This window comes from Eoetvoesiella sp., from assembly GCF_035555955.1.
Classification (GTDB): Bacteria; Pseudomonadota; Gammaproteobacteria; order Burkholderiales; family Burkholderiaceae_B; genus Eoetvoesia.
In genome coordinates this window covers 1-10,585 of sequence record NZ_DATMGA010000022.1, presented here as the reverse complement: position 1 = coordinate 10,585, position 10,585 = coordinate 1, and the positions used below count along the sequence as shown (strand labels likewise).

General features: G+C 64.3%; 10 protein-coding genes. 7 read left to right on the top strand and 3 right to left on the bottom strand.

The features are described 5' to 3' along the window. The 3 genes from VNT00_RS07055 to accD form a co-directional block, all read left to right on the top strand. Positions 1 to 502, top strand: a 502-nt coding sequence (locus VNT00_RS07055) for a pyridoxal-phosphate dependent enzyme (RefSeq protein ID WP_325585890.1), incomplete at its 5' end; no start/stop codon positions are given. A 15-nt stretch (positions 503 to 517) separates the two neighbouring features. Then, positions 518 to 1,366: a tryptophan synthase subunit alpha gene (trpA, locus tag VNT00_RS07050; RefSeq protein WP_325585888.1), complete on the top strand. Its 849-nt coding sequence runs from the start codon at positions 518 to 520 to the stop codon at positions 1,364 to 1,366. Positions 1,367 to 1,436: 70 nt separating this feature from the next. Further along, positions 1,437 to 2,318, top strand: coding sequence for an acetyl-CoA carboxylase, carboxyltransferase subunit beta (accD, locus tag VNT00_RS07045; protein WP_325585886.1), 882 nt, complete (start codon positions 1,437 to 1,439; stop codon positions 2,316 to 2,318). A gap of 117 nt (positions 2,319 to 2,435) precedes the next feature. Here accD and VNT00_RS07040 read toward each other — a convergent pair whose 3' ends face one another. Further along, entirely contained in the window at positions 2,436 to 5,378 is a 2,943-nt protein-coding gene (locus tag VNT00_RS07040; RefSeq protein WP_325585884.1) for an Rne/Rng family ribonuclease, read from the bottom strand. A gap of 491 nt (positions 5,379 to 5,869) precedes the next feature. Between VNT00_RS07040 and VNT00_RS07035 the strand changes: the two genes are divergently transcribed. The 4 genes from VNT00_RS07035 to msrQ all read left to right on the top strand — a co-directional run bounded on the left by VNT00_RS07035 (position 5,870) and on the right by msrQ (position 9,144). Beyond that, entirely contained in the window at positions 5,870 to 6,838 is a 969-nt protein-coding gene (locus tag VNT00_RS07035; protein WP_325585882.1) for an RluA family pseudouridine synthase, read from the top strand. Beyond that, on the top strand, positions 6,835 to 7,500 hold the full coding sequence (locus tag VNT00_RS07030; protein WP_325585880.1) for an HAD-IA family hydrolase: 666 nt from the start codon (positions 6,835 to 6,837) through the stop codon (positions 7,498 to 7,500). The genes VNT00_RS07035 and VNT00_RS07030 overlap by 4 nt, the downstream gene beginning before the upstream one ends. 73 nt (positions 7,501 to 7,573) lie before the next feature. Then, a complete protein-coding gene (gene msrP / locus VNT00_RS07025) occupies positions 7,574 to 8,554 on the top strand; it encodes a protein-methionine-sulfoxide reductase catalytic subunit MsrP (protein WP_325585879.1) in 981 nt (326 codons plus the stop codon). Continuing rightward, complete coding sequence (msrQ, locus tag VNT00_RS07020) at positions 8,554 to 9,144, top strand: protein-methionine-sulfoxide reductase heme-binding subunit MsrQ (protein WP_325585877.1); 591 nt, start codon at positions 8,554 to 8,556, stop codon at positions 9,142 to 9,144. Before msrP ends, msrQ begins: the two co-directional genes overlap by 1 nt. Before the next feature lie 69 nt (positions 9,145 to 9,213). Here the strand turns inward: msrQ and VNT00_RS07015 are convergent, their stop codons facing one another. Both VNT00_RS07015 and VNT00_RS07010 read right to left on the bottom strand, forming a co-directional pair. Next, positions 9,214 to 9,972, bottom strand: a complete 759-nt coding sequence (locus tag VNT00_RS07015; protein ID WP_325585892.1) for an N-acetylmuramoyl-L-alanine amidase — start codon at positions 9,970 to 9,972, stop codon at positions 9,214 to 9,216. Between the two features lie 104 nt (positions 9,973 to 10,076). Further along, on the bottom strand, positions 10,077 to 10,585 hold a 509-nt coding region (locus VNT00_RS07010; protein WP_325585875.1), incomplete at its 5' end, for an SAM-dependent methyltransferase.

Genomic DNA, 10,585 nt, shown 5'->3' with positions numbered 1-10,585 from the left:
GGCCTCGGTGGGGGGCGGCTCCAACGCCATGGGCATTTTCTACCCGTACATCGACTACTCCGACGTCAAGCTGGTGGGCGTCGAAGCCGCCGGCGAGGGGTTCGAGACGGGGCGCCATGCCGGTTCGCTGAACGCCGGCGTGGTGGGCGTGCTGCATGGCAACCGCACCTATCTCATGCAGGACGAGAACGGCCAAATACAGGAAACCCATTCCATTTCCGCCGGCCTGGATTATCCCGGCGTCGGCCCCGAGCACGCCTGGCTCAAGGACAGCGGGCGGGCCGAGTACGTGGGGGTTACCGACGACGAAGCCCTGGCGGCTTTCCACGCTTGCTGCCGCACCGAAGGCATCATGCCGGCCCTGGAGTCGTCGCATGCGATTGCGCATGCGGTGCGCCTGGCGCCCACCTTGCCCAAGGACAAGATCATTCTGGTCAATCTGTCGGGCCGGGGCGACAAAGACATGCATACCGTCGCCGAATTCAGCGGCATTACCCTGTAAGCGCAAAGCAAGATTATGGCTACTACGAATTCCACCAACCGGCTGCCAGCGGCCTTTGCCGCCGCGGCGCCGCGCACGGCTCTGATTCCCTACATCACGGCGGGCGATCCTTCCGTTTCGGCGACTCCCGGGCTCATGCACGCCCTGGTCGAGGCGGGGGCCGACGTCATCGAGCTGGGCGTGCCGTTCTCCGACCCCATGGCGGATGGCCCCGTCATCCAGCGAGCCAGCCAGCGGGCCATCGAGCGCGGCGTGGGCTTGAGCCAGGTGCTCGACATGGTGGCGCAGTTTCGCCGCGACAATGCCCGCACGCCCGTCGTGCTCATGGGCTACGCCAACCCCATCGAGCGCATGGGCCAGGCCAGGTTCGTCGAAAGGGCCGCACAGGCCGGCGTGGACGGCGTGCTGGTGGTCGACTACCCGCCCGAGGAAATGGCGGATTTTGCGGCCTTGCTCGATGCCGCCGGCATTGCTCCCATTTTCCTGCTGGCTCCCACCTCGGTGGACGAGCGTATTCGCCAAGTGGCGAAAATCGCGCGCGGATACGTTTATTATGTCTCTCTGAAAGGGGTAACCGGCGCGGGCAATCTGGACATTGCGTCGGTCGAAGACAAGCTCAACCACATACGCCAATACGTTTCGCTTCCGGTAGGCGTGGGCTTTGGCATACGCGACGCGCAAACGGCAAGCCTGCTTGCCGGGTTTTCGGACGCCGTCGTCATCGGCAGCAAGCTCATCGAAACCATGGAACAGGCGGTGGCCCAGGCCAATGAAAGCCAGGCCGACGCGGCCGCGACCGCCGCGGCATCGCAATGGCTGCAAAGCATACGCCATGCCCTCGAAGACGCGGTTGCCGCGCGTTGAGCATGCTTGGATATAAAAGAGGCGCGCATTGCGCCCCGCAGACCAAAATCTATCATTAGGAACAGGCCACATGAGTTGGATCGATAAAATTCTGCCTCCGCGCATCAATCGCAGCAACGATGCCAGCGCGCGCCGCGTCCCGGAAGGCTTGTGGGTAAAGTGCCCCGGGTGCGAGACTGTGCTGTACAAGGACGATCTGGCGGCGACGCTGAATGTCTGCCCCAATTGCGGCCACCACATGCGGCTTGGCTCCCGGGCCCGCATCGACGCCTTGCTGGATGCGGAAGGGCGGGTCGAAATCGGACAGAACACGCGCCCGATGGATCCACTCAAGTTCAAGGATTCGCGCCGCTATCCGGAGCGCATCGCCGAGGCCACGAAGCAGACCGACGAAACCGACGCCATGGTGGTCATGAGCGGCAGCATCCTGTCGGTGCCGGTGGTTCTGGCCTGCTTCGAGTTCGGGTTCATGGGTGGCTCGATGGGGTCGGTGGTGGGCGAGCGCTTCGCCCGCGGCGTCCAGGAGGCCATCAAGAACCGCACGCCTTTCATCTGCGTATCGGCTTCGGGCGGCGCGCGCATGCAGGAAAGCCTGCTGTCCCTGATGCAGATGGCCAAGACCAATGCCATGCTGACGCGGCTGTCCGCAGCCGGGCTGCCTTTCATCAGCGTCCTGACCGATCCCACCATGGGCGGGGTCTCGGCCAGTTTCGCGTTCATGGGCGATGTAGTCATGGCCGAGCCCAAGGCGCTTATCGGGTTTGCCGGACCGCGGGTCATCGAGCAGACCGTGCGCGAAAAACTGCCCGAAGGTTTTCAGCGCGCGGAATTCCTGCTGGAAAAAGGCGCCATCGACATGGTGGTCGACCGCCGCCAGATGCGCACCGAGCTTGCGCATCTCCTGGCTTTGTTCACACACCAGTCGGCCGATGCCGTAGCCAAGGCCGGGTAAGGCCGCCGCAATTCCCCTCCATGAAAAACGCCCGGGAAGCTGGATAAGAGTCCAGCTTCCCGGGCGTTTTTCATGAGCCGGCGTCCGGCGGCTTTTTAACGCCGCCGGAGGGGATCATCAGGCAGCAGGCTTGCTGCTCTCGGTTTCCACTTGTTGCAAGGGTTCGGCCGCAATATGGGCGACCGGCTTGCGGCTGCGCCCAAGGCGAACGGGAGGCGTTGCAGGGGCCGCAACAGCCGCGTCCGTGCGGGTTTCGATGAGTTGCAGTCCCGATGCGTTGACGACTTCCTGCAGCGTGGGCTTGGCAGGCGCTGAGGCCGTTGCGGCGGAAGCGTCCGCAATCGGAGCCTGGTCTTGGGCCACTTGGGCCTCTTGAGCCGAAGCGGTATCGGCGGGGAGCTGCGCGGCATCTTCCGCAGCCGGCGCTGCGTCGTCCGCGTGGGCGGCGACAGGGGCGGCTTCTTGGGTCGATGAGGCTTCCAAGGCTGCCGGTTCGGCCTGGGGCGCCGAGGTTTCCAACGCAGCCGGCGTTTGGGCTGGCGTGTCGGTTTCGACGGAGGCTGCTTGCGCGGCTTCGGAGGCTTCGGCCTGCTCGGGGGCGCTGGCTTCGCTTGGGCTCAGCTGCGCGGCGGAGATTTCGGCGGGCTCGCCGGATGCGGCCGGGCTGGTGGTCGAGTCACCCATGACCGTGGCGGCGGCGGGCAGCGCGTCGGCGCTGAATACCGGAGTCTCGTGGGCGACGTAGCCGGGCTGTTCCGTGTTGTCGTCATTGTCGGCCGATACCTCTTGCGAGTGGTCGGCATCGCCGCTGCGGCGGCCGCGGCGGCTGCGACGGCGGCGGCGCTTGCGTTCCGGATCGAGCTGTTCGCCGTTCTCGGACACGGTTTCGCCTTCGACGGCGGTCTCGGGGCTGGCGGCCTCCACGGGTGCAACGACCTCTTGTGTGGTGTTTTCCAGCGTGCTTTCGTCTGCGGCTACGACTTGTTCGTCACGGCGACCACGGCCGCGGCCGCGGCGATTGCGGCCGCCGCGGCTGGCGCCGTTGCCGGATTCGGAGGAGTCAGCACGTTCCGCCGTAGGCAGATCGGCGCTGGTGTTGGCCGGCGCGGCTTGTTCGGCCTGGTTGCGCCGTTGGCCGCGGCCCGACTGGCTTGGACGAGTTTCATCGCTGGCCGACTCGGCCGCAGCATCGCGGTGATCGCTGCGGCGGCGGCGATTGCGTTCGCCTTGCTGGCTGCCGCGTTCGCGCTTGTCGCCATTGTTGCGGCCGTTGCGGTTGCGGCCGGCTTGCTGCTGGGGCTTTTCGGCATTGGCCGAAGTGGCTTCGGCGGGCTTGGCTTCGGTGCTGGCGCCGGCGCCCGTGAACCAGCTGACGATGCGCTGGAACAGGCCCGGGCCGGTCGCGGCCGGCGTGGCGGCCGGGGCTGGCGCGGCATGCGAGGACGCAGGAGCGGGCTGGGAGGGCGTAATGCCTTTGACCAGGGCGTCGGGACGGGTCTTGGCCTCGTGGTCCTTGTTCGGCGTCCAGGTCGTCTCGGCTTTGGGGCTTTGCACTAGGTCGAAGCTGGTCTTGCTTTCTTCCAGGCGGGGATCGTCGTGGCGCAGCCGCTCGATGTGGTGGTGCGGCGTTTCCAGGTTCTTGTTGGGGATCAGGACCAGGTTGACCTTCAGGCGCGACTCGATCTTGGTGATGTCGTTGCGTTTTTCATTGAGCAGGAAGGTGGCGACGTCGACCGGCACCTGGGCGTGCAGGGCGGCCGTGTTTTCCTTCATGGCTTCTTCCTGCAGCAGGCGCAGGACGTGCAGAGCGCTGGATTCGGCATCGCGGATGACGCCGGTGCCGTTGCAGCGCGGGCAGGTGATGTGCGAGCCTTCGTTCAGGGCCGGGCGCAGGCGTTGGCGCGACAGCTCCATGAGGCCGAAGCGCGAAATCTTGCCCATTTGCACGCGGGCGCGGTCGAAATGCAGGGCATCGCGCAGGCGCGTTTCGACGGCGCGCTGGTTCTTGTTGTCCTCCATGTCGATGAAGTCGATGACGATCAGGCCGCCCAGGTCGCGCAGGCGCAACTGGCGGGCCACTTCGTCGGCCGCTTCGAGATTGGTGCGAAGGGCGGTTTCCTCGATGTCGGCGCCCCGCGTCGAGCGGGCCGAGTTGACGTCCACGGCCACCAGGGCCTCGGTGTGGTCGATGACCACCGAGCCGCCCGAAGGCAGCTGCACGGTGCGGGAATAGGCGGTTTCGATCTGGTGTTCGATCTGGAAGCGCGAGAACAGGGGGACGTCGTCGCGGTAGACCTTGACGCACTGGACGTTGTCCGGCATGACCACGCTCATGAAGGCGGTGGCCTGCTCGGCGATCTCGTCGGTGTCGATGAGGATCTCGCCGATCTCGGGCGAATAGTAGTCGCGGATGGCGCGGATGACCAGGCTGGATTCCAGGTAGATGAGCACCGGCGCGGCGTTGTCGCGGGCGGCGGCGTCGATGGCCGTCCAGAGCTGCATCAGGTAGGACAAGTCCCACTGCAGTTCTTCCACGCTGCGGCCGATGCCGGCCGTGCGGGCGATGATGCTCATGCCGGCGGGGGTGTTCAGCTGCTCCATGGTTTCGCGCAGTTCCTGGCGGTCTTCGCCTTCGACCCGGCGCGAGACGCCGCCCCCGCGGGGGTTGTTGGGCATGAGGACCAGGTAGCGCCCGGCCAGCGAGATGAAGGTGGTCAGGGCCGCACCCTTGTTGCCGCGCTCTTCCTTTTCGACCTGGACGATGAGTTCCTGGCCTTCGGTCAGGGCGTCCTGGATACGCGCAGTGCGTACATCGACGCCCTCCTTGAAGTAGGAGCGGGCGATTTCCTTGAAGGGCAGGAAACCGTGCCGTTCTTCGCCATAGCTGACGAAGCAGGCTTCCAGGCCTGGCTCGATGCGGGTGATGACGCCCTTGTAGATATTGCCTTTGCGCTGTTCGCGGCCGGCGGTTTCGATGTCGAGGTCGATGAGTTTTTGACCGTCGACAATGGCAACGCGTAGTTCTTCTTGGTGCGTTGCATTAAACAACATGCGTTTCATGAGTGAGATTCTCCGTTGTGTGGCGCGCCGTTTATCGGCGCACGACCTCGGGCCACTCGGTGTGTAACGCTAGGGCTTGCAGGAAAGGACGGATGGGCTGACGACGTCAGGCTGCACCCGCCCTGAAGTGTCAGGCGGGCACAGCGTGCCATTGGGCACGCGGTTCAGTCAGCAGGAAGGTCAGAAGCACGATAGTGGTTGTTGACGAAAAAATTTGCTGGGAACGGCAGACGCGGTTTGGGTAGCGCGGCTGGTGCATTAAACTATGACTTTATCTTGCAAGAGCATTTAGCGTCGCACGCGGTTGGCAACAGACCCGCACAGCGGGCACGATGCCACACCACTGTTGCGAAGGCCGGTATTGCCCCGGCGACCTAATGGCCCGGAAACTGAAACGCGAGCGGTACAATATGCACATGTGCCCGACGGAGACGCATCCATTGCATCTCTACGTCAGGTAGGTTTCAGCTTCCATAGGCTGACGTGATTATATGCTGCTTTTTCATATGCGCAAACCCGTACCCGTTCCAATATCCCTTCCGTCAGTACGGTTGCTGCAAATCGATGCCGAATCGGCAGGGCAGCGGCTCGATAATTTCCTCATCCGGCACTGCAAGGGCGTGCCGAAAAGCCATCTCTACAAAGCCATACGCAACGGCGAGGTGCGGGTCAACAAGGGGCGGATAGCCGCCGACTATCGCTTGCTCCAGGGCGATACCGTGCGGGTGCCGCCATTGCGCCTGCCCGCCCCGAACGAATCGCGACCGGTTCCGCCAGCCGTTTTTCCCGTGGTGTACGAAGACGACGCGCTGCTGGTCATCGACAAGCCGGCGGGCACGGCGGTGCATGGCGGCAGCGGCGTCTCGTTCGGGGTCATCGAACAATTGCGCGCCTCGCGGCCTGAAGCCCCCATGCTGGAACTGGCGCATCGGCTTGATCGGGAAACCTCCGGCCTGCTCATGGTCGCCAAAAAGCGCTCGGCCTTGGTCGCGCTGCACGACATGCTGCGCGAAAGCCGGGGCCGCAAGCGCTACCTGGCGCTGGTGGTGGGCGACTGGGTCAACGACAGGCAGCATCTGCGCCAGCCCCTGCTCAAGTGGCTGACCGCCGCCGGCGAGCGGCGGGTCAAGGTGGATCCGGCCGGCAAGGCCGCCCATACCATCATCAGCCTGAAAAAACGCTATGGCCGCTACACGTTGCTGGAAGCCGAGCTGCGCACGGGCCGCACGCACCAGATCCGCGTGCACCTGGCCGCCAGCGGCTATCCCATCGTCGGCGACGAAAAATACGGCCGGGACGAAGTCCGGGCCCAGTTCGCCAAACAGGGCTTCAACCGCATGTTTCTGCATGCCGCCCACCTGGAAATACCCCATCCCCTGACGGGGGAATTGCTGGATCTGCATGCGCCGCTGCCCCCGGCCTGCGAGCAACTGCTTGAATCACTGGAGAAAAACCCTTGAAACGCTATAGCGCCGTCGTTTTCGACTGGGACGGAACGCTCATGGACTCGACCCATTCCATCGTGTCCTCGATCCAGGGAGCCTGCCGCGACCTGGATCTGCCCGTGCCCACCGACCAGGAAGCCCGATGGGTCATCGGCCTGTCGCTGGACAGCGCCTTGTACCGCGTGGTGCCCGATCTGACGGCCGAGCAGTTTCCCCTGTTCCTGGATCGCTATCGCGCTCATTTCCACCAGCGAGATACCCAACTCAGGGTTTTTCACGGGGTTCCTGAACTGCTGCTGGGTTTGAAGCAGCAGAACGTGCTGCTGGGGGTGGCCACCGGCAAAAGCCGGGTCGGCCTGGACCGCATGCTGGCGGCCCAGCAATGGCAGCAGCACTTCGACATTACGCGCTGCGCCGACGAGTCCTTCGGCAAACCGCATCCCGGCATGCTGCTGGACATCATGCAGGTTCTCGGCCTGGATCCCGAACAGGTGGTGATGGTGGGCGACACCACCCACGACGTGCAGATGGCGCACAATGCCGGCATCGACAGCCTGGCGGTTTCATACGGCGCCCACGACAAGCCCACGCTGGCCGAATCCCGCCCCACGGTCATGCTGGATTCGGTGGACGAGATGCGCGGCTGGCTGGCCCAGCGCGTGAATGCGCCGGCCTAGGAGCCCGGACTGTTTCTGCCGTCCACGCTCCTGGATTTTTATCGAGCCAATTGGCGAATGCCCGAGGAAAGCCATGTCCCGAATTCACATTCCCCGCATCGATGCATCGCAGATTACACCCGAGCACATCTGGGTATCGCGCCGCGAGTGGCTCAGGCAAGCCGGCCTGGGGGCGCTGGCGCTGGGCGCCGGCGGTTTGCTGCCTTCGGCGGCCTTGGGCGCGGACAGTCCCGTCGGCAGCGCGCCGGGCAACCCCTATGCCGGCCGGCCCAATCCCCGCTATACCGTCAACGACAAGCCCACTCCTGAAAAAGACGTTTCGTCCTACAACAACTTCTACGAATTCGGCACCGGCAAGCGCGACCCTTACGATCATGCCGGAAAAATGCAGACGCAACCCTGGTCGGTCAGCGTGGAGGGCGAGGTGGCCAAGCCCCGCCGTTTCGATATCGACGACCTGCTTCGGCTGGCTCCCCTTGAAGAGCGTGTTTACCGCATGCGCTGCGTCGAGGCCTGGTCCATGGTCATTCCCTGGGAAGGGTATTCGCTGTCGACCTTGCTCAAGCAGGCGGAGCCGACCAGCAGGGCCAAATACGTCGAGTTCGTGACCGCCGTGCAGCCCGGCAACATGCCCGGGCTCGACGAGCGCATCATCGACTGGCCTTATATCGAAGGCCTGCGCATCGACGAAGCCATGCATCCGCTCACCTTGCTGGTGTTCGGCGTGTACGGCAAGCGCCTGCCCAATCCCAACGGCGCGCCCGTGCGCGTTTCCATTCCCTGGAAGTACGGCTTCAAATCGGGCAAGTCCCTGGTCAAGATCCGATTGACCGAAAAAATGCCTCTGACCAGCTGGGTAAAGATCGCTCCCGGCGAATACGGCTTCTATGCCAACGTCAATCCCGACGTGCCTCATCCCCGCTGGAGCCAGGCCACCGAAAGGCGCATCGGCGACGGCCTTTTCGCTCCCAGGGTCAAGACCCTGATGTTCAACGGCTATGCCGACCAGGTCGCTTCGCTGTACAGCGGCATGGATCTGCGGCGCTATTACTGATGCGGCTCAAGCCCTGGCTTTTTGTCCTGTGCCTGTACCCCGTGGCCCGCTGGGTCTGGCTGGGCCTTGATGGCGGCCTCACCGCCAATCCCCAGGAGTTCCTCATCCGGTCGTCGGGCATCTGGGCCCTGGCCGCCCTATGCCTGACCCTGGCCATCACCCCATTGCGCCGTCTGCTGGACCTGCCGGCCCTCGTGCGCTGCCGCCGCATGCTCGGCCTGTTTGCGTTCTTCTATACCGTACTGCACGTCTGGGCGTGGGCCTATTGGGAGCGCGGCTGGTCGCTGGGTTCGATGTGGGCCGATATTCTCCAGCGCCCCTTCATCGCCATCGGCGCCATCGCGGCCCTGGCCCTGCTGGCGCTGGCCGGCACCTCGACCCGCGGCTGGGTCCGTCGCCTGGGCCGCCAATGGCAAGCCCTGCATCGCCTTGTGTACCCAGCCGCCATCCTGTCCGTCTGGCACTTCTGGCTCATTCGCACCGGCAAGAATAATTTTTTCGAGCCCTATGTCTATGGGGCGGTGGTAGCCGTGCTGCTGTTGGCAAGGGTGATCCTTTATGTTCGGAATCGCTGGCTATCGAAGGCTTGATGCTTGGTAGCCCCCTGCTGGCCGTCAACGCCGTCCTCGCGGTGGTGGTTAGCGGCGAAACCTCACATATCACTGCAGCGTCTGAAGAATTGCCGCCGTTTCAATATCCGGCCGTCCGTCGTAGCGGCTCGGCCGGTAGTGCATCTGAAAAGCCCGGATCACGTTTTTGGTAGCCTTGTCCAGCACTCCTGTGGCCGGCGCCGCGTAACCCACCCGGGACAGTTCCTGCTGGAACCAGCGCACAGTTGGCAGGCCCGAGCGTTCCAGTGCCCGGACGTTGCCTGCCACCTGCTCTTCGTCGTACCACCGCCCAAGCCCCGCCCGCGCCAGCTCCTTCCAGGGAAAAAGAGGCCCCGGATCCACTTTGCGCTGTGGTGCAATATCGCTATGGCCCACGATATTCGCCGCCTTGATCTGGTGCCGTTGCACGATGTCGCGCAGCAGAACCTTCAACACGGCAATCTGCGCCTCGGAGTAGGGCGCCCACACTTGTCCTGAGCCACCTTCGTTGACGATTTCGATTCCAATGGAAGCCGAATTCAGGTTGCATGACCCGTACCATTGACTGACGCCCGCGTGCCACGCCCGCCGGTTTTCGTCCACCAATTGATACACGTGCGGCGTCGGATCGTCCGTAATCAAGTAGTGGCTGCTGACATTGCCTTGCGACAGGGTTTTCAGCGCCACCCCATTGTTGCTCGACGTATAGTGCAGCACCACGAATTCGACCCGGCTGTTCTGGCTTTTGGCCTGGATGCTGCGGTCGATGGCCAGGCCTGCGGGAGACGGATATGTGCCGCAGGCTCCCAGCAGGGCCAGCATCAGCATGGCCGTCGCGCAGCGCAGCCAGCGCGACAGCGCCCCGCGATCGCCGCGATTCCGGCTCGGGAAGAAGCCGGTAGCCGCGATGCTTCCGCCGAAGGCAAGGGTGTTCATGCCAGGAACAGGAAGATGGTGGGCTTTTTGTTGAGGTCGGGCGCGGGCTGCGACTTCCATTGTGCAATCGTGCGCGTCTGTATCCACTGCTCGCTGGTGGTGAGCGCCCGGGCCACGCAGAGCCGGGTCGTGCCTTTCAGGGCCTGCTTCAGGGTGTCGAACATGGCGCCGTTGCGGTAGGGGGTTTCGATGAGGATCTGCGTCTGGCGGTGTTTGTGCGATTCGCTTTCCCAGGCTCTGAGCTGTTTGGCGCGCTCGCCCGGGTCGACCGGCGCATAGCCGTGGAAGGCGAAGCGCTGGCCGTCCAGGCCGCTGCCCATGAGGCTTAGCAGTATGGACGAGGGGCCCACCCAGGGCAGTACCTGGATGCCCATGGCGTGGGCCGCTGCCACCACCTTGGCGCCCGGATCGGCCACCGCGGGGCAGCCCGCCTCGGAGACCAGGCCGATATCTCCGCCTTGCAGCAAGGGCTTGAGCCATTGGCGCATTTGCTCGGCGTCGGTTT